This is a genomic window from Terrabacter sp. C0L_2, assembly GCF_036352015.1.
Taxonomy (GTDB): domain Bacteria; phylum Actinomycetota; class Actinomycetes; order Actinomycetales; family Dermatophilaceae; genus Terrabacter; species Terrabacter tumescens.
Window position 1 is genome coordinate 2863552 of the sequence record NZ_CP143557.1, and the last position, 19102, is coordinate 2882653.

The following is a 19102-nucleotide window of genomic DNA, read 5'->3' on the forward strand; positions in this document are numbered from 1 at the left end:
CCGACGCCGGCGGAGGCTCGATGTGCCCTGCCGCGCCGCCACGGCGGCGCTCGCCTGCGCCCTGCTCCTCAGCGCCTGCACCTGGCAGTCCGGACGACAGGAGGCGGCACCCCGCTCCTTGGCGGTGGGCGCGTACTCCTCGCTCGACGAGGCCGGCGTGGCGCAGGTCAAGGCCAGCCGCACGCTGCGGCTCGACATGCGTTCGGGGCGGCTGGAGAAGACGGCGGTCGGCCTCGACGCCGACCGTGATTTCGGTCCGGACATCGACACCCGGCGCACCGGCAAGCTGCACCTCGTCATCGCGGCGCCGACGGGGGAGGTGAGCGACGACACCGACTACGTCCGCTTCGACACCTCGGCCAGCCGGACGGACTTCCGAGAGATCACCTACTTCCTGACGGCACCGTCACTGAAGGAGCTCTCAGCGGTGGTCCGCGACGGCGTCAGGCGATACGGCATCGACGGCACGTCCGCGGAGGACTGGATCGCCTCTGTCGAGACGGACCCCCAGACGCGTAGCAGCTTCTCGATCACGTCGGGCACCTCCACCGGCGTCTCCGTGAACTACGACCTGCGTTACGACGGAGCAGCGGGCAAGCACGTCGTCATCGTCCACATCAACCCGATCGGGTAGACGCGCAGAACGCCCACGGACCGGTGCAACGTCGCCGGGACGGACCACCCACGTGCGCGAGCGATCTCGTCGCAGGCCCGAGAGGGGTGGAGTGACGCTTGCGGTCCTCAGACCTCAGGCCGGGGAGTCGAGGCTCTCGGTGATGTGCCGAAGGGTGCGGTGCAGGTCGACGAGCTGCTGCCTGGACAGGCCGCTGCGCTCGGCGACGCGGTGCGGCACGTCCCCGAGCGAGTCGAGCCGTTCCCTCCCGCCGGCGGTCAGCGACACCACGACGCGGCGCTCGTCCTCCGGGTCACGCGCCCGGCCGACGAGCCGCGCACCCTCCATGCGCTTGAGCAGGGGAGAGAGCGTGCCCGAGTCGAGACGCATGAGCTCGCCGAGCCGCCCGACCGTGACGGGCCCGTGCTCCCCGATCGTCATGAGGGCGATGTACTGCGGGTACGACAGCCCGTGCTCCGCCAGCAGCTCGCGGTAGACGCCGTCGAACGCGCGCACCGTGGTGTGCATCGCGTAGCAGATCTGCTGCTCGAGGCTGAGGGGGCTCGGGGCGGCGGGTGGATTGGACGGGCTCATGACCCAAGCGTACTATCAAATTGCGCACAACTTAATTGCCAGCAATGCAAGGAGCCTCGATGAGCACCACCACCCAGACCGCCCAGTACGTCGCCTCGGCCACCGCCTCGGGACGTGAGGGCCGCGCCGTCACCTCCGACGGCCGCCTCGACGTCACGCTCGCCGCCCCGCGCGAGCTCGGCGGCAGCGGCGAGGGCACCAACCCGGAGCAGCTCTTCGCCGCCGGGTATGCCGCGTGCTTCGCGAGCGCTCTCGGGCTCGTCGCCCGCAAGCGCCGGGTCGAGGACTTCGACGTCGCGGTCACCGCCGACGTCAGCCTCTCCGGGTCCTCGAGCACCGGCTTCGGTCTCGGTGTCGTGCTCCACGTCGAGCTGCCCGAGGGCATCGACGCGCAGCTCGGCCGCGAGCTCGTCGACACCGCCCACCAGGTGTGCCCCTACTCCAACGCGACCCGCGGCAACATCCCCGTCGAGATCGTCGTCGACTGAGACCGCCGGGCCGCGTCCGCGGCCACCTTTTGCACGACACCCCGAAACCCAGCACCCAGCACCCCTGTCCCAGAAGGAGACCCGATGACGAATCCCCGTGAGGTCCAGCTCAAGAGCCGTCCCGTCGGCTGGCCCACCCACGACGACTTCGCCCTCGTCGAGAGCGCGCACGTCGACCTCGCCGACGGCCAGGTCCGCGTCCGCAACGAGGTCATGTCGGTCGACCCCTACATGCGCGGTCGCATGAGCGACGCCAAGTCCTACGCCGAGCCGTATGCGCTGGGCGAGGCCATGCACGGCGGCGCCGTCGGTGTCGTCACCGAGTCGCGGGCCGACGGCGTCGCCGTCGGTGACCACGTGCTCCACGGCCTCGGCTGGCGCGAGGAGGCCGTCGTGGACGGCTCCGCCGTCCGCGTCGTCGACACGGCCGTGGCCCCCGCCTCTGCGTACCTCGGCGTGCTCGGCATGACGGGCCTGACGGCATACGCCGGCCTGACCCGCGTCGCGGGGCTCAAGGAGGGCGACGTCGTCTTCGTCTCGGGCGCCGCGGGCGCCGTCGGCAGCGTCGTCGGCCAGGTCGCCAAGGCGCTCGGTGCGAGCCGCGTCATCGGCAGCGCCGGCTCCGACGAGAAGGTCCGCCACCTGATCGACGACCTCGGCTTCGACGCCGCGTTCAACTACAAGGACGGCCGCGTGTCCGACCTGCTCCGCGAGGCGGCGCCCGACGGCATCGACGTCTACTTCGACAACGTCGGCGGTGACCACCTCGAGGCCGCGATCGGCTCGCTCCGCCTCGGCGGGCGCATCGCGATCTGCGGTGCGATCTCGGTCTACAACAACACCGAGGCGGCCCCCGGCCCGCGCAACCTCGCGCGCCTCATCCAGACGCGCGGCACGATCACCGGCTTCCTCGTGGGCGACCACTGGGACCTCGCGGGCGAGTACGCCCAGCGCGCGGCCGGCTGGATGGCCGACGGGTCGCTGACCTCCCGCGAGACCTTCAACGACGGGATCGACCACGCGGTCGATGCCTTCCTCGGCGTCCTGCGCGGCGAGAACGTCGGCAAGATGCTCGTGCGCCTCTGAGGCGAGCAGGACCACACGGAGGGGGCGGGTGCCACGGGCACCCGCCCCCTGCGGCGTGTCCGGGCCCGTCAGCTGCCGAGCAGCTCCTTGGCCTTGTCGGCGGGAAGCAGGTCGTGGCGCAGCGGCTCGCGCACGAACGAGCCGGTGCCGTGCGACACCGACCGCAGGTCGATCGGGTAGCGCGACAGCTCCGCCGACGGCACCTCGGCGTGCACGACCGTCCAGCCGCCCTCGGGCCCCATCCCGTCCGCCGGCTCCGTGCCGAGCACCTGCCCGCGACGGCCGCGGAGGTCGGACATCACGGCGCCGAGGTACTCGTCGGCGATGGTGATGTCGACCCGGTCGATCGGCTCGAGCAGCGCCATCGTCGAGACGTTGGCCGCCTCCTTGAGGGCGAGGGCGGCCGCCGTCTGGAAGGCGACGTCCGAGGAGTCGACCGAGTGCGCCTTGCCGTCCGTCAGGGTGACCCGCACGTCGACGACCGGGTGGCCCGTCAGCAGGCCCTTCTCGAGCTGGAGGCGGGCACCCTTCTCGACCGACGGGATGAACTGGCGCGGCACCGCGCCGCCGACGACCTTGTCGACGAACTCGAAGCCGGATCCGCGGGGGAGCGGCTCGATCTCGATCGAGCACACGGCGTACTGCCCGTGCCCGCCCGACTGCTTGACGTGCCGGCCCTGCACCGAGCACCGGCGCACGAACGTCTCGCGCAGCGAGGTGCGGTACGGCTCGGCCGTCACGGTGACGCCGTAGCGGTCGGCGAGCCGGGCGATGAGGTCGTCGACGTGGGCCTGGCCCATGGTCCAGAGCACGACCTGGTCGGTCTCGGTCGAGTGCTCCATCCGCATCGTCACGTCCTCGGCGACGAGCCGCTGCAGGGCGCCGCCGAGCTTGTCGTCGTCGGACTTCGTCGCGGCCCGGATCGCGACGGGCAGCTGCGGCTCCGGCAGCAGCCAGGGCGCGACGACCACCGGCCGGTCCGGCGAGGAGAGCGTGTCGGACGTCTCGGCGCGCGTCAGCTTCGACACGAGGGCGATGTCGCCCGCGACGGCGGTGCCCCGCGGCCGGTGCGTCTCGACGAACGGGGACGCGAGCGGTCCCACCCGCTCGTCGTCGTCGTGGGCCGGGTGGCCGGCGACCTCGTGCCCGACGAAGTCGCCGAGGTGACCCGAGACGTGCACCGGCTCGTCGACGCGTAGGGTGCCGGAGAAGACGCGCACGAGCGACAGCCGGCCGACGTAGGGGTCGGTGGTGGTCCGCACGACCTCGGCGACGAGGGGCTGCGACGGATCGCACGCGACACCGGTGACCGTGCCGCCCACGGGGGAGGTCACGGGAGCAAGCGGGTGCACCGTCGGGTCGGGGAAGGCCCGCTCGACCATCCCGAGCAGCTCCTCGACGCCGGCACCGGTCAGGGGCGAGACGGGGACGATGGGGAAGAAGGTGCCCTGCGCGATGGCGGTCCGCAGGTCGGCGAGCAGCGACTCGGTGTCGAGGTCCTCGCCCTCGAGGTAGCGGTCGAGCAGCCCCGCGTCCTCGGACTCCTCGATGACCGACTCGATGAGCGCGGCCCGCGCGTCCTCGTGCTCCTCTGAGGTCTCGCCGGTCAGCAGGCCGACGACGTCGGTGACCGACCCGCCGTCGATGACCGGCCAGTGCGTGGCGCGGGCGTCGCCGAAGCTGCGGCGGCACGTCTCGACCGTCGTGGCGAAGTCGGCCCGCGGCTGGTCCAGGTGGGTCACGACGACGGCGCGTGGCATGCCGACGGCCGCGCACTCGCGCCAGAGCAGCGAGACGGGGCGGTCGATGTCGTCGGCGCCGGAGACGACGAAGACCGCGGCGTCGGCGGCCCGCAGGCCGGCCCGCAGGTCCCCGACGAAGTCGGGGTAGCCCGGGGTGTCGAGCAGGTTGAGGGTGACCGCTCCCGAGGTGAAGGACGCGGCGATGAGGGTCGTCGTGCGGACGTGGTCGCCCGTGCCGGTGCGCTGACCGGGCACGCGCGCCGCGACGAGCGCCTCGAAGAGTGCGGTCTTGCCGGCCCCGCCGGGTCCGACCAGCACGACGTTGCGGATGTCCTGCGGCGAGGCGGGGTTGGGGGCCGCAGGAAGGTCTGATCTGCCGGGCGTCTTTGCCATACCTCCACCCTTCTCCTGTCGCGGGGCCGTCACAAGACTTCCGCGTATGCCGCGTGCCACCTTCGCCGTGGCCCGCGAGGAGCGCGCCGTCGTCCGGTCCGCAAACCCGGGTGCGCGGCGTCGGCGGTGGGTGACAGGCTGACGCCATGGACCTGGGGGCGTACCGGCCGGTGCTGGCCAACCGCGACACGCGTGACGCGCTGCTGCTCGGCTTCCTCATCCGCGTCCCGATGTGGGCCGGCGCGGTGATCCTCACCCTCCACGTCGTGTCGTCGCTCGGACGCAGCTACGGCGAGGCCGGCCTGGTCACGGCCGCGTCCACCGTCGCCGTCGCCGTCTCGGGCCCGTGGCGCGGGCGGCTGCTCGACCGGATCGGCCTGCGCCGCACCGTGGGGCCCTCGCTCGTCGTGCAGGCGGTGTGCTGGTCGATCGCGCCGTGGGTGGGCTACGCGCCGCTCATCGGGTTCGCGGCGCTCGCCGGCCTCTTCGTCGTGCCCACCTTCTCGATCCTGCGCCAGGTCATCATCCGGTCCGTGCCCGCCGACCAGCGACGCACGGCGCTCTCGCTCGACTCGTCGGCGACCGAGCTGTCCTTCATGGCGGGCCCGGCCATCGGAGTCTGGCTGGCCACGTCGTGGGACACCGGCTGGGCCCTGCTCGTGTGCGAGCTGACCTCCGTCGCAGCCGGTTTCGTCCTGTGGGTCGTCAACCCGCCGCTCACCTCGGGTGCGGCCGAAGGGGCCCCGGCCGGCGACACGGCCGGCGAGACGGCCGGCGAGACGGTCGGCGCCACGACGGGGGAGCGGGTCGCCGCCGACGAGCCGGGCGAGGCCGGGCGCGCCGAGGCCATCGCCGCCGGCGCCGCGGTGCCCGACGACGCCCCGCGCGGACGGGCGGTCCGGGGCTTCATCACCCTTCCCGTGGCCGCCGTCTACCTCGCCGCGGCCTGCTCGACCCTGGTGCTCAGCGGGACCGACGTCGGGATCGTGGCCGCCCTGCGCTCCTTCGAGGCGACGGGCTCGATCGGCTGGGTCCTGGCGCTGTGGGGCGCCGGATCGCTCATCGGAGGCCTCCTCTACGGCGCGTGGCACCGCTCCTTCTCGGTGTTCTGGCTGCTCGCGGGCCTCGCCGCCACGACGGCGCCCGTCGCGCTCGCCGCGGGTGTGCCGAGCTTCGCCGTGCTCATCACCGTGTCCGGCTTCCTCTGCGCGCCGACCATCACGGCCACGGTCGAGCAGCTGAGCCGCCAGGTCCCCGAGCGGTTCCGTGGCGAGATGATGGGCTGGCACGGCTCGGCCATGACGGCCGGGTCGGCCGTCGCAGCACCGGTCGCCGGTTTCGCCATCGACCACGGCGGGTGGCAGTGGGGCTTCGTCGTCGTCTCCGCCCTCGGGGTCCTCATCGCCGCCGCAGGTCTCGTCGGCTCGCGAGCCACCCGGCGCCCGGGCGGGCGCTCCGCCCGCACCGCCCGCACCGATTCGGTGCACGGCGTCGCGGCTGCTAGTATCGATCACTGACCAGCCGTCACCATGCTCCCGCTCCGGCGGACGCCGGTGACGACGTGCAAGAGAAGCTCGCTTCCACCCGCGTCGACCTCACGGTCGCCGGGTCAAGGTCTGCTCGACCGGCCGCCGCCTGCGGTGCGCCTGCCGAGCCGTGTGACGCGACGGCGACCGTCCGGCATACGCGACCCTTGGGCTCCTCGTGCACACACGGGGAGCCCTTTTCTCGTTGTGGTCGCAGCAGGACAGGCAACATCCCGTCTGGTCACACCATTTCTCGAACTTAGGAGCACCACATCAGCGAGCCTCGCATCAACGAGCGCATCCGGGTCCCGGAAGTGCGCTTGGTTGGCCCCAACGGCGAGCAGGTCGGCATCGTCCGCGTCGAGGACGCGCTGCGTCTGGCCGAGGAGGCGAACCTCGACCTCGTCGAGGTGGCCCCCATGGCCAAGCCGCCGGTCGCCAAGCTCATGGACTTCGGCAAGTTCAAGTACGAAGCCGCCATGAAGGCACGGGAAGCGCGCAAGAACCAGGTCAACACCGTCATCAAGGAGATCAAGCTCCGACCGAAGATCGACCCGCACGACTATGGCACCAAGAAGGGCCACGTCGAGCGGTTCCTCAAGGCCGGCGACAAGGTCAAGGTGACGATCATGTTCCGCGGTCGCGAGCAGAGCCGACCGGAGCTCGGTCGTCGTCTGCTCGAACGCCTCGCCGAGGACATCGCCGAGCTCGGCTTCGTCGAGTCGGCTCCGAAGCAGGACGGCCGCAACATGATCATGGTGATCGGCCCGACCAAGAAGAAGGCCGAGGCCAAGGCCGAGCAGCGCCGCTCCCGCGAGCTGCACGAGCAGCACGAGCAGCGTCCGGCCGAGGATGCCTCCACGGAAGCCCAGCCGGCCCCGGCCGACGAGCAGCCCGAGGCGCAGGCCCCGCAGACCGACCAGGCCACCGCCACTGCCGAGTGATCGGCGGTCGGTGACCAGCCGAGGGTGCACGCCCCCGGCCCGACACACCACGTGCGTCCACTGACGCACGCAACACGAAGGAGATCGGCCCCCATGCCGAAGATGAAGACGCACAGCGGTGCGAAGAAGCGTTTCCGCCTCACCGGCACCGGCAAGGTCATGCGTGAGCAGGCCGGCGGTCGTCACCTGCTCGAGCACAAGTCGAGCAAGAAGATGCGTTCCATCGCGAACGACGTCGAGCTCGCCAAGCCGGACGCCAAGAAGGCCAAGAAGCTCCTCGGCAAGTGAGCCGGGACCCCCACCCATCAGCACTTCGCTGAGCAGCCGGGTCCCCGGTAGGCCAGCAGCAGCAAGCACTGCGTCAAGCAGAGAAGGAGTATTCACGTGGCACGCGTGAAGCGGGCGGTCAACGCCCAGAAGAAGCGTCGCGTCGTTCTCGAGCGCGCCAGCGGTTACCGCGGTCAGCGTTCGCGTCTGTACCGCAAGGCCAAGGAGCAGGTCACCCACTCGCTGGGTTACGCCTACCGTGACCGTCGCGCCAAGAAGGGCGACTTCCGTCGCCTGTGGATTCAGCGCATCAACGCTGCGGCCCGCGCCAACGGCATGACCTACAACCGGTTCATGCAGGGCCTCAAGGCCGCTGGTGTCGAGGTCGACCGCAAGATCCTCGCGGACCTCGCCGTCAACGACGCTCCGGCGTTCGCCACCCTCGTGGAGCTCTCCCGCGCCAACGTCCCTGCCCAGGCAGAGGCGAAGGTCGCCGGCGACGCCGCCTGAGCGTCGTCCGAACGCAGATCGCACTCATCGAGCGCCGGGACGCCCCGTGCTGACCAACCCCCGATCAGATCGGGTCAAGGCAGTGCGGGCGCTGTCCCGGCGCTCGGTGCGTGCGCGCACCGGCGAGTTCCTCGCCGAGGGGCCGCAGGCCGTCCGTGAGGCGGTCGCCTTCCGGCCCGACCTCGTCCGTGACGTCTACGTCACCGAGGAGGCGGCCCAGCGCCACGCCGGCATCGTCGAGGCCGCCCGCGACGCCGACCTCTGGGTGAGCGAGGTGACGCCCGAGGTGCTCGCCGCCATGTGCGACACCGAGTCGCCGCAGGGGATCGCGGCGGTGTGCCGTGTGCTCGACCTCCCGCTGCACGACCTCCTCGCCGACCTGCCCTCCAGGGCGCTCGTGTGCGTCCTGACCAACGTCCGCGACCCCGGCAACGCCGGGACCGTGATCCGCGGCGCCGACGCCGCCGGCGCCGACGCGGTGATCGTCAGCGACGCCAGCGTCGACGTCTACAACAGCAAGGTCGTCCGCTCGACGGTCGGCTCGCTGTGGCACGTCCCCATCTCGGTCGGCGGCGCGGTGCCGGACATCCTCCGGGCGCTGCGCGAGCGCGGCGTCCGTCTGCTCGCGGCCGACGGTGCGGGCACGACCCTCCTGCACGACGCCGACCTCTCCGGCTCGCACGCCTGGGTCATGGGCAACGAGGCCTGGGGCCTTCCGCAGGAGGTCCGCGACGCGTGCGACGACGTCGTCCGGGTGCCCATCCACGGTCACGCCGAGTCGCTCAACCTCGCGATGGCGGCGACGATCTGCCTCTACGCGTCGGCCGAGGCGCGCCGCACCTCGCTCTGAGGCTCGCTGACCGAGTTTGAGCGGGTCCGGCCGGCTCTGAGCAGGTCTGGACAGGTCCGACCGGACCTGACCACCCCGGACCGGTGTGCCCGTGGCTATCCTCGGGGCCATGACCTCCGTCGACGGGACCGGCGCGCCCGCGCCCGAGGCGACATGACGACGGACGACCCGGTGGCCGGGATGGCCGAGCTGCTGCCCGACGGGGTCGTCGTCGTCGGGGCCGACCGGCGGATCCACTTCGCCAACGCGGAGGCCCTGCGCATCCTCGACTGCGATGCGGCGGACCTCGTCGGCCGCGGGCTGTCGGACGGCCTGCCCCTGACCGACAAGTACGGCCGCGACTGGTGGTCGCACACCGACCCCTGGCACGGGCTGCCCAGCCGGCCGGGCCACCGCGAGAAGCTGCTCGTCTCACCCAAGGGCCACGACGTGCTCGTCACCGCCCGCTACGTCCGTGCGGACGGGGACCACACCGTCGAGCGCGTCATCCTCGGCCTGCGTGACGCCGAGGACCGGCAGCGCGCCGAGCGCGACCAGGCCACGGTGCTCTCGACGGTCGCGCACGAGCTGCGGGCGCCGCTGACGTCGGTGACCGGCTTCACGAGCAGCCTGCTGCGCCGCTGGGACCGCTTCACCGACGAGCAGAAGCGCCTCATGATCGAGACGATCGAGGCCGACGCGACCCGCCTGACGCGCCTGATCACCGAGCTGCTCGACATCTCCCGGCTCGACTCCGACAGCCTCAACCTCCGGCTGGGGCCGGTCGACCTGCACGCCCTGCTGACGACGCACGTCGTGCGCTACGAGCTGGGCCGGTCCACGGGCACGGTCGAGCTGCGCCTTGGTGACCGTGCCCGGGAGCACGGCCTGCCGCCGATGTGGGCCGACACCGACCGCCTCGAGCAGATCTTCTTCAACCTCATCGAGAACGGCCTGCTGCACGGCGCCGGCAAGGTGACGGTGACCCTCGCCCGCGCGGGAGCGCTCGGCGACGCACCCGAGTCGGTCGTCGTCGAGGTCGACGACGAGGGGGACGGCATACCCCCGTCCGACCGCGAGAAGATCTTCGGACGCTTCTGGCACGGACCCTCCAACGCGAGCACCGGCCTCGGCCTCTACGTCGTGCGCGGGCTCGTCGAAGCCCACGGCGGCTCGGTGGTCGTCGCCGACAGCGAGGTCGGCGGGGCGCGGTTCGTCGTCGCCCTCCCCGCTGGGCTGCCGGACGTCGTCGGCGACTGACCCCACCGCCTCCGCGGGACGCCCGGCCGGCCACGTCGAGCACGCCCCTAGACTGGGCACCCGCACGACAGGCCCCCCAGCCATTCTCCAGCACCCGAGCGAGAGCAGCGAACGCACGCCGATGTCCGGACCCAACACGAACTACGACCCGGTCGAGGTCTCCGCGCTCGACCCGGCGAACGTCGACGCAGCGGTGCAGGACGCCCTGACGGCCATCGCCGCCGCCGCGTCCCTCGACGACCTCAAGGCCGTGCGCATCGCGCACCAGGGGGAGAAGAGCCCCCTCGCCCTCGCCAACCGCGAGATCGGTGCGCTGCCGCCGAGCGCCAAGGCCGAGGCCGGCAAGCGCGTCGGCCAGGCCCGGGGCCGGGTCGGTCAGGCCCTGACGGCCCGCCAGGCCGAGCTGGAGGCCGAGCGCGACGAGCGCATCCTCGTCGAGGAGCGGGTCGACGTCACCGTGCCCGCGCTCCGGCGCGCACCCGGTGCGCGCCACCCCATCGAGCTCGTCGCCCAACGCCTCGTCGACGCGTTCGTCGGCATGGGCTGGGAGGTCGCCGAGGGCCCCGAGCTCGAGAGCGAGTGGCTCAACTTCGACGCCCTCAACCTCGGGCCGGACCACCCTGCGCGGCAGATGCAGGACACCTTCTTCCTCGACCCGGTCGACTCGGGGCTCGTCCTGCGCACGCAGACGTCGCCGGTGCAGATCCGCACGATGCTCGAGAAGGAGCCGCCGATCTACATCGTGGCCCCGGGCAAGGTCTTCCGCACCGACGACCTCGACGCGACGCACACGCCGGTCTTCCACCAGATCGAGTGCCTCGCCATCGACAAGGGCCTGACCATGGCCCACCTGCGCGGCGCGCTCGACGCGTTCGTCCGCATCATGTTCGGCGAGGAGACGCGCACCCGCGTCCGCGCCAACTACTTCCCCTTCACCGAGCCCAGCATGGAGACCGACTTCCTCTGCTTCGCCTGCCACGGCGAGGAGACCTGGGGGAGCGCCGAGCCGTGCCGCACCTGCGGCGGCTCGGGCTGGATCGAGCTCGGTGGCTCGGGCATGGTCAACCGCAAGGTGCTGCGCACGTGCGGCATCGACCCCGACGTCTACTCCGGCTTCGCGTTCGGGCTCGGCATCGAGCGGGCGCTCCAGCTGCGCCACGGGGTCCAGGGGATGCACGAGATCGTCGAGGGCGACGTCCGCTTCTCGCAGCAGTTCGGGATGGGGGTCTGACATGCGTATGCCGCTCAGCTGGCTCGCCGAGTACACCGACCTCGCGCCCGGGGCCCGGGGCGCCGACGTGGCCGCCAGCCTCGTGCGCGTGGGTCTCGAGGAGGAGGACCTCCACGGTGGCGACATCACGGGTCCGCTCGTCGTGGGCCGCGTCCTGTCCTTCGAGCTCGAGCCGCAGAAGAACGGCAAGACGATCCGCTGGTGCACCGTCGACGTCGGCCAGAACGGCCAGATGCTGACCGAGGGCAAGCACCAGGAGATCGTCTGCGGCGCGCACAACTTCGAGGTCGGCGACCTCGTCGTGTGCGTCCTGCCCGGCGCCGTGCTGCCCGGTGGCTTCGCCATCGCCGCGCGCAAGACCTACGGCCACGTCTCCAACGGGATGATCTGCGCCGAGGACGAGATCGGCCTGGGCCACGACCACGAGGGCATCATCGTGCTCAGCCGCCTGCTCGGCGACGAGAAGGCCGCGACGGTGCAGCCCGGCGACGACGCCATCGCGCTGCTCGGGCTCGGCGAGGAGACCGTCGAGACCAACGTGACGCCCGACCGCGGCTACTGCTTCTCGGTGCGCGGCCTCGCCCGCGAGTACTGGCACGCCCAGGGCAGCCCGGAGGGCGGCTACCGCGACCCGGCCGACGTGGCGGCGCCGCCTGCCACCGCCGGGGGCTACCCGGTGGAGCTCAAGGACGACTCGGCCATCGACGGCAACGACGGCTGCGACCGCTACGTCGCGCGCATCGTGCGGGGCATCGACCCGACGCGCCCGTCACCGGCGTGGATGAGCAAGCGCCTGACGCAGATGGGCATGCGTCCCATCTCGCTCGCGGTCGACGTCACCAACTACGTCATGCTCGCCGTGGGCCAGCCGCTGCACGCCTTCGACGTCGACCGGCTCTCCGGCTCGATCGTCGTGCGACGCGCACGGGTCGGCGAGAAGCTGACGACCCTCGACGACGTCGAGCGCACCCTGCACGCCGACGACCTGCTCATCACCGACGGCGGCGAGCAGCCGCTCGCCATCGCCGGCGTCATGGGCGGCGCCTCCTCGGAGGTCACCGACGCGACGACCGACGTCCTCATCGAGGCGGCGCACTTCGACCCGACCACGGTCGCGCGCTCGTCGCGGCGACACCGTCTCGTCACCGAGGCGTCCAAGCGCTTCGAGCGCGGCGTCGACCCCAAGGTGACGGCGGCCGCGGCGCAGCTCGCGGTCGACCTGCTCGTCGAGCACGGTGGCGGCACCGTCGACGACGGCGTGACCGACGTCGACCGCACGACGGAGCGCACGGCATACCTCCTCGACGTCACCGAGCCCGCCCGCATCGTCGGCGTCGACTACCCGCGTGAGCGCGTCGTCGGCATCCTGCGCGACCTCGGCTGCCGGGTCGAGGAGTCCGGCGAGGGCACCGACGAGACGCACGTGCTCGTGACGCCGCCGTCGTGGCGCCCCGACCTCGTCGACGCTCCGGACTACGCGGAGGAGGTCGCGCGGATCGACGGCTACAACAACATCCCGTCGATCACCCCGACGCCCAGCGACGGCCGCGGCCTGACCCATGAGCAGAAGGCCCGGCGCGTCGTCGCCGACGCCCTCGCCGGGGCCGGGCTGACCGAGGTCCTCAGCTACCCGTTCGTCTCCGAGGAGCTCGCGGACCAGCTCATGCTGCCCGCCGACGACGACCGTCGACAGGCGGTCCGGCTGGCCAACCCGCTGTCCGAGGAGCGGCCGCTGCTGCGCACGTCCGTCCTCGCGAGCCTCGTCGACACCCTGCGCCGCAACGTCGCCCGCGGCCACAAGGACGTCGCGATCTACGAGCTGGGTCTCGTCTTCCGTCCGGGCGGACCGCTCGGCACGGCGCCGATCCCGGGTGTGGCCTCCCGGCCCGATGCCGGGACGCTCGAGCAACTGTATGCCGCCGTGCCCGCCCAGCCGCGTCGTGCCGGCATCCTCGCGACCGGCCAGGCCGAGCAGGCGGGCTGGTGGGGTCCGGGACGCGCCGCCGACTGGAGCGACATGGTCGCTGCGGTGCAGACGGCCGCGGCAGCGCTCGCGGTGCCGGTCGTCGTCGCCAACGACCCGGGCCACGCGCCGTGGCACCCGGGACGGTGCGCGCGGATCACGCTCGCCGACGGCACGCTCGTCGGCCACGCGGGTGAGCTGCACCCCAAGGTCATTGCCGCCCTCGACCTGCCGGCTCGCACCGTGGCGGCCGAGTTCGACGTCGACGTGCTCGTCGCCGCGAGCGCCGAGCCCGTCCAGGCCCGCGCGTTCTCGACGTTCCCGCCGGCGATGACCGACATCGCCCTGCTCGTCGCGACCGACGTGGCCGCCGCCGATGTCGAGGCCGCCCTGCGCTCCGGTGCGGGGGAGTCGCTCGAGTCGGTCGTCCTCTTCGACGTCTACAAGGGCGAGCGCATCGAGGCGGGGCACCGGTCCCTGGCCTACCGCCTCACGTTCCGTGCCGCCGATCGGACGCTGACGACCGACGAGGTCAACGGCTTCCGCGACGCGGCGGTCGCGGCGGCGGCCACGGCGACGGGGGCCGTGCAGCGCTGAGACCCTGAATGCACGAATATGCATAGACGTGTATAGTCATGCATCGTGATCAGGGCAGCAGTGGCGGGGGCGAGCGGCTACGCCGGAGGAGAGATCCTCCGGCTGCTGCTCGCCCACCCGCAGTTCGAGGTCGGCGCCGTGACGGCGGCCAGCAGCGCAGGCGAGCGGCTGGGGGCGGTGCACCCGCACCTCGTCCCGCTCGCGGACCGCGTGCTCGAGCCGACCAGCGTCGACACGCTGGCCGGGCACGACGTCGTCTTCCTCGCGCTGCCGCACGGGCACTCGGGCGCCCTCGCCGCCCAGCTGCCCGACGGCGTCGTCGTCATCGACTGCGGGGCGGACTTCCGCCTCGAGTCCGAGAGCGCGTGGACGTCCTTCTACGACACCGCGTATGCCGGGTCGTGGCCCTACGGGCTCCCCGAGCTCCCCGGGCCGGCCGGCTCGGTGCAGCGCGAGCGGCTGGCCGGCGCGACCCGCGTCGCCGTCCCGGGCTGCTACCCGACCGGCATCTCCCTCGCGCTGGCACCCGGCTTCGCCGCCGGCCTGCTCGAGGCCGACGACGTCGTCGTCGTGGCGGCCTCCGGCACGTCCGGCGCCGGCAAGTCCCTCAAGCCGCACCTGCTCGGCAGCGAGGTGATGGGCTCGATGTCGCCCTACGGCGTCGGTGGTGTCCACCGGCACACCCCCGAGATCGAGCAGAATCTCTCCCGCGCCGCGGGGGAGACCGTGACGGTCTCGTTCACGCCGACCCTCGCGCCGATGCCCCGAGGGATCCTCGCGACGTGCACGGCTCGTCTGCGCCCCGGCACCGACCCCGCGTCGGTGCGTGCCGCGTGGGAGTCGGCCTACGCCGACGAGCCCTTCGTCCACGTCCTGCCCGAGGGCTCGTGGCCCGCGACGGCCTCGGTCGTCGGCAGCAACCACGTGCAGCTCCAGGTGACCGTCGACGAGCGCCTCGGCCGGGTCGTCGTCGTGTCGGCCATCGACAACCTCACCAAGGGCACCGCCGGCGCGGCCGTGCAGTGCGCCAACCTCGCCCTGGGTCTCGAGGAGACCCTCGGCCTCCCGATCGCAGGAGTCGCACCATGACGAGCACCGCCGCCGGCACCGTCCGGCTGCCCGCAGGCTTCCGGGCGTCCGGTGTCACCGCCGGGCTCAAGGCGAGCGGCACCCCCGACCTCGCTCTCGTCGTCAACGACGGCCCCGACCACCATGCGGCCGCGGTCTTCACGACCAACCGCGTCGAGGCGGCGCCGGTGACGTGGTCGCGCCAGGTGGTCGCCGACGGACGGGTCGACGCCGTCGTCCTCAACTCCGGTGGCGCCAACGCATGCACGGGCGGCCAGGGCTTCCTCGACACGCACCGCACCGCCGAGCACGTCGCCGAGGTCCTCGGCCTCTCCGCGGGCGACGTCGTTGTCTGCTCTACCGGTCTCATCGGCGAGCTCCTGCCGATGGACAAGATCGTCTCGGGCGTCGACGCCGCCGCCGCTGCCCTCTCGCCGGAAGGCCACGAGGACGCCGCGGTCGCGATCAAGACGACCGACACCGTGCACAAGGTGGCCTCGCACGCCGGCGCGGGCTGGTCGGTCTCCGGCATGGCCAAGGGCGCGGGCATGCTCGCCCCGGCGCTCGCGACGATGCTCGTCGTCGTGACGACCGACGCCGTCGTCGACCGCGACGACCTCGACGCCGCCCTGCGCGCCGCGACGGCCGTCTCGTTCGACCGGATCGACTCCGACGCCTGCATGTCGACCAACGACACCGTCGTCGTCCTCGCGTCCGGGGCGTCGGGTGTGTCGGTCGACCGGGCCGGGCTCACCGAGGCCCTGACCGGGGTCTGCTCCGACCTCGCCCGGCAGCTCATCGCCGACGCCGAGGGGGCGGCCCACGACATCGCCATCGAGGTGGTCGGGGCCGCGAGCGTCGACGACGCCCTCGAGGTGGGGCGTGCCGTCGCCCGCAACAACCTCTTCAAGTGCGCGATCTTCGGCTACGACCCCAACTGGGGTCGGGTGCTGGCCGCCGTCGGCACGACCCGCGCCGCCTTCGACGCGGCCGCCCTCGACGTCTCGATGAACGGGGTCGCGGTGTGCCGGTCCGGGGGAGTGGGCGAGGACCGCTCGCTCGTGGACCTCACCGAGCGCGAGGTCCACGTCCTCGTCGACCTGCACGCCGGCTCCGAGGCGGCCACGATCTGGACCAACGACCTCACCCACGACTACGTCCACGAGAACTCGGCGTACAGCACATGAGCCGCCCGAACGCCACCGGTCCGGTCACGCCGCCGCCCTCGGCCGACCGCGGCACGACGCCGTCCCACGTTCGCGGGCTCATCGACGCCGCCGCCGTCCGGGTCGCAGCGGGCAAGGCGGCGACGCTCGTGGAGGCGCTGCCCTGGCTCGAGCGCTTCCGCGGCGCCCTCGTCGTCGTCAAGTACGGCGGCAACGCCATGGTCGACGACGACCTCAAGGCAGCCTTCGCCGAGGACATCGCCTTCCTGCGGTATGCCGGCCTGCGTCCCGTCGTCGTCCACGGCGGCGGCCCGCAGATCAAGGCCATGCTCGAACGGGTGGGCCTCGAGAGCGAGTTCAAGGGTGGCCTGCGGGTCACGACCCCCGAGGTCATGGACGTCGTGCGCATGGTGCTCACCGGTCAGGTCGGGCGCGAGCTCGTCGGACTGCTCAACCAGCACGGCCCGATCGCCGTGGGCCTCTCGGGCGAGGACGCGTCGCTGCTCGGCGCCCGCCGCCGCGGCACCGTCGTCGACGGCGAGGAGGTCGACCTCGGCCTCGTCGGTGACGTCGAGAGCGTCAACCCCTCGGCGATCCTCGACATCCTCGACGCCGGGCGCGTGCCGGTCGTCTCCACCGTCGCTCCCGACCTCGACGTCGAGGGGCAGGTGCTCAACGTCAACGCCGACACCGCGGCGGCCGCCATCGCCGTCGCCCTCGGGGCCGAGAAGCTCGTCGTGCTCACCGACGTCGAGGGCATCTACGCCGACTGGCCCGACCGCGGGTCCCTGCTGTCGACGATCACGCTGAGCGCCGCCCGCGAGCTGCTCTCGCGCGTCGACCACGGCATGGTCCCCAAGCTCGAGGCCTGCATCCGGGCCGTCGAGGGTGGCGTGCCCCAGACGCACGTCGTCGACGGCCGCAAGCCGCACTCGATTCTGCTCGAGATCTTCACCGACGAGGGGATCGGCACCATGGTGCTGCCCGACATCACCGGGTCCGAGCCCGCTCCTGCGTCATCCCGGTCGAGTGCCTCGTCGAGCGACCCGTCGAGCGACTCGTCGAGCTCGTCGACGCCGACACCGACCGCCGAGGAGACCTCATGACCGCGGGACACGACCTGATCGACCGCTACGCCGGCGCGATGGTCCAGGTGTTCGGCACGCCGCAGCTCGTCCTCGCCTCCGGTCACGGCTGCTGGGTCACCGACGTCGACGGGAGGCGCTACCTCGACCTGCTGTCCGGCATCGCCGTCAACGCCCTCGGCCACGGCCACCCCGCGCTCGTGCAGGCCGTCGCGAAGCAGGCCGAGGCCGCGATCCACGTCTCGAACTTCTTCACGTCCGAGCCGGCCATCGCCCTCGCCGAGCGCATCCTCGCCGTCGCGGCGGCGCCCGCCGGCTCAGGTGTGTTCTTCGCCAACTCCGGCACCGAGGCGACCGAGGCCGCGATCAAGCTCTCGCGTCGCACGGGCCGCAGCCGCATCGTGGCTCTCGAGGGCTCGTTCCACGGACGTTCGACGGGCGCGCTCGCGCTGACGCACAAGGCGGCCTACCGCGAGCCGTTCGAGCCGCTCATCCCCGGAGTGGTCTTCGTCCCGCCCAACGATGACGACGCGCTCCGGGCGGCGATCGACGACAGCACCGCGGCCCTCTTCGTGGAGCCGATCCAGGGCGAGGCCGGCGTGCGTGAGCTGAGCGCCGACTACCTGCGGCTGGCGCGCGAGTTGACGAGTGCGCACGGGGCCCTCCTCGTCGTCGACGAGATCCAGACGGGGGTCGGCCGCACCGGCCACTGGTTCGCCCACCAGGCCTCGGGCATCGTGCCCGACGCGATGACCCTGGCGAAGGGGCTGGGCGGCGGCGTACCGATCGGCGCCCTCGTCACCTTCGGTCCCGAGGTCACGGGGATGCTGACGGCCGGGCAGCACGGCACGACCTTCGGGGGCAACCCCCTCGCGTGCGCGGCCGGGCTCGCCGTCCTCGACACGATCGAGCGCGACCACCTGCTCGAGCACGTGCGTGACGTGGGCGCCCTGCTCGACCACGTCGACGTCGACGGGGTCGCCGGCACGCGGGGACGCGGCCTGCTGCGCGCGATCGAGCTGGACGGCATACCCGCTCATGCCGTCATGGCGGCGGCGCGTGACGCGGGCTTCATCGTCAACGCCGTCACCCCGACGGCGCTGCGCCTGGCGCCCCCGCTCGTTCTCTCCGCGGACGAGCTGCAGGGCTTCCTCGACGCCCTCCCGGCGATCCTCGAGGCCGCCCGGGCAGCAGGCGAGGCGACGCCGTGAGCCGCACGCAGCGCCAGCGCCGCATCGTCGAGCTGCTCGGAGCGCACGAGGTGCACAGCCAGGGTGAGCTGTCCGACCTGCTCGCCGCCGAGGGCACCGAGGTCACCCAGGCGACCCTCTCGCGCGACCTCGTCGAGCTCGGCGCCGTCAAGGTGCGGCGCGGTCGCGCCCTGGCGTATGCCGTCCCGGGAGAGGGCGGTGAGGTGGCCGCGGTCGGGTCCATCGGCGACGCGGCCTCGGCCCGGTTGCGACGCACGTGCGAGGAGCTGCTCGTCTCGGCCGTGGCCGCCGTCAACCTCGTCGTGCTGCGCACGCCGCCCGGTGCGGCCAACTACCTCGCGTCCGCCATCGACCAGGCGCGGGACCCCGAGGTGGTCGGCACCATCGCCGGCGACGACACGATCCTGCTCGTCACCGGCAGCGCCGACCAGGCCGCAGCGGTGGCCGAACGCCTCCAGACCCTCGCGGGCACGCGAGACTGAACCAGAACCACCTGCCGCGCGCCTGGCCGGGCGCACCGCCGCCCCAC

At 72.5% G+C, this 19102-nt stretch carries 18 protein-coding genes; 16 read left to right on the forward strand and 2 right to left on the reverse strand.

Features of this window, described 5'->3' with window-relative positions:
* Positions 1 to 22 precede the first annotated feature (22 nt).
* A complete protein-coding gene (locus U5C87_RS13075) occupies positions 23 to 634 on the forward strand; it encodes a hypothetical protein (RefSeq protein WP_330472997.1) in 612 nt (203 codons plus the stop codon).
* Between the two features lie 114 nt (positions 635 to 748).
* Here U5C87_RS13075 and U5C87_RS13080 read toward each other — a convergent pair whose 3' ends face one another.
* Complete coding sequence (locus U5C87_RS13080; protein ID WP_330472998.1) at positions 749 to 1207, reverse strand: MarR family winged helix-turn-helix transcriptional regulator; 459 nt, start codon at positions 1205 to 1207, stop codon at positions 749 to 751.
* Positions 1208 to 1266: 59 nt separating this feature from the next.
* Here U5C87_RS13080 and U5C87_RS13085 point away from each other — a divergent pair, with 59 nt between their 5' ends.
* Positions 1267 to 1695, forward strand: coding sequence for an organic hydroperoxide resistance protein (locus U5C87_RS13085; RefSeq protein WP_330472999.1), 429 nt, complete (start codon positions 1267 to 1269; stop codon positions 1693 to 1695).
* 84 nt (positions 1696 to 1779) lie between these two features.
* The gene (locus tag U5C87_RS13090; protein WP_330473000.1) at positions 1780 to 2781 is read left to right on the forward strand and encodes an NADP-dependent oxidoreductase; all 1002 of its coding nucleotides are present in this window, start codon (positions 1780 to 1782) and stop codon (positions 2779 to 2781) included.
* A gap of 68 nt (positions 2782 to 2849) precedes the next feature.
* Here the strand turns inward: U5C87_RS13090 and U5C87_RS13095 are convergent, their stop codons facing one another.
* Positions 2850 to 4916 carry an elongation factor G-like protein EF-G2 gene (locus U5C87_RS13095; protein ID WP_330473001.1) on the reverse strand — a complete coding sequence of 689 codons (2067 nt, stop codon included), beginning with the start codon at positions 4914 to 4916 and terminating at the stop codon, positions 2850 to 2852.
* Between the two features lie 146 nt (positions 4917 to 5062).
* Between U5C87_RS13095 and U5C87_RS13100 the strand changes: the two genes are divergently transcribed.
* The 13 genes from U5C87_RS13100 to argR all read left to right on the forward strand — a co-directional run bounded on the left by U5C87_RS13100 (position 5063) and on the right by argR (position 19055).
* Entirely contained in the window at positions 5063 to 6433 is a 1371-nt protein-coding gene (locus U5C87_RS13100) for an MFS transporter (RefSeq protein WP_330473002.1), read from the forward strand.
* 329 nt (positions 6434 to 6762) lie between these two features.
* Positions 6763 to 7386 carry a translation initiation factor IF-3 gene (infC, locus tag U5C87_RS13105; RefSeq protein WP_330473003.1) on the forward strand — a complete coding sequence of 208 codons (624 nt, stop codon included), beginning with the start codon at positions 6763 to 6765 and terminating at the stop codon, positions 7384 to 7386.
* 93 nt (positions 7387 to 7479) lie between these two features.
* On the forward strand, positions 7480 to 7674 hold the full coding sequence (gene rpmI, locus U5C87_RS13110; RefSeq protein WP_020144695.1) for a 50S ribosomal protein L35: 195 nt from the start codon (positions 7480 to 7482) through the stop codon (positions 7672 to 7674).
* Between the two features lie 96 nt (positions 7675 to 7770).
* Positions 7771 to 8163 (forward strand): 50S ribosomal protein L20, encoded by a 393-nt coding sequence (rplT, locus tag U5C87_RS13115; RefSeq protein WP_030199936.1) that lies wholly within the window; start codon positions 7771 to 7773, stop codon positions 8161 to 8163.
* Between the two features lie 46 nt (positions 8164 to 8209).
* Positions 8210 to 9013 (forward strand): TrmH family RNA methyltransferase, encoded by an 804-nt coding sequence (locus tag U5C87_RS13120; RefSeq protein ID WP_330473004.1) that lies wholly within the window; start codon positions 8210 to 8212, stop codon positions 9011 to 9013.
* A gap of 153 nt (positions 9014 to 9166) precedes the next feature.
* Positions 9167 to 10252, forward strand: a complete 1086-nt coding sequence (locus U5C87_RS13125) for a sensor histidine kinase (protein ID WP_330473005.1) — start codon at positions 9167 to 9169, stop codon at positions 10250 to 10252.
* A gap of 121 nt (positions 10253 to 10373) precedes the next feature.
* Entirely contained in the window at positions 10374 to 11483 is a 1110-nt protein-coding gene (gene pheS / locus U5C87_RS13130; protein ID WP_330473006.1) for a phenylalanine--tRNA ligase subunit alpha, read from the forward strand.
* A 1-nt stretch (position 11484) separates the two neighbouring features.
* Positions 11485 to 14043, forward strand: a complete 2559-nt coding sequence (gene pheT / locus U5C87_RS13135) for a phenylalanine--tRNA ligase subunit beta (protein ID WP_330473007.1) — start codon at positions 11485 to 11487, stop codon at positions 14041 to 14043.
* Between the two features lie 42 nt (positions 14044 to 14085).
* Positions 14086 to 15132 carry an N-acetyl-gamma-glutamyl-phosphate reductase gene (argC, locus tag U5C87_RS13140; protein WP_330476692.1) on the forward strand — a complete coding sequence of 349 codons (1047 nt, stop codon included), beginning with the start codon at positions 14086 to 14088 and terminating at the stop codon, positions 15130 to 15132.
* Positions 15129 to 16298, forward strand: coding sequence for a bifunctional glutamate N-acetyltransferase/amino-acid acetyltransferase ArgJ (gene argJ, locus U5C87_RS13145; protein WP_330473008.1), 1170 nt, complete (start codon positions 15129 to 15131; stop codon positions 16296 to 16298). The genes argC and argJ overlap by 4 nt, the downstream gene beginning before the upstream one ends.
* Positions 16295 to 17383 carry an acetylglutamate kinase gene (gene argB / locus U5C87_RS13150; protein WP_330473009.1) on the forward strand — a complete coding sequence of 363 codons (1089 nt, stop codon included), beginning with the start codon at positions 16295 to 16297 and terminating at the stop codon, positions 17381 to 17383. The genes argJ and argB overlap by 4 nt, the downstream gene beginning before the upstream one ends.
* Complete coding sequence (locus tag U5C87_RS13155) at positions 17380 to 18573, forward strand: acetylornithine transaminase (protein WP_330473010.1); 1194 nt, start codon at positions 17380 to 17382, stop codon at positions 18571 to 18573. Before argB ends, U5C87_RS13155 begins: the two co-directional genes overlap by 4 nt.
* A complete protein-coding gene (argR, locus tag U5C87_RS13160; RefSeq protein ID WP_330473011.1) occupies positions 18570 to 19055 on the forward strand; it encodes an arginine repressor in 486 nt (161 codons plus the stop codon). The genes U5C87_RS13155 and argR overlap by 4 nt, the downstream gene beginning before the upstream one ends.
* Positions 19056 to 19102: the final 47 nt, after the last annotated feature.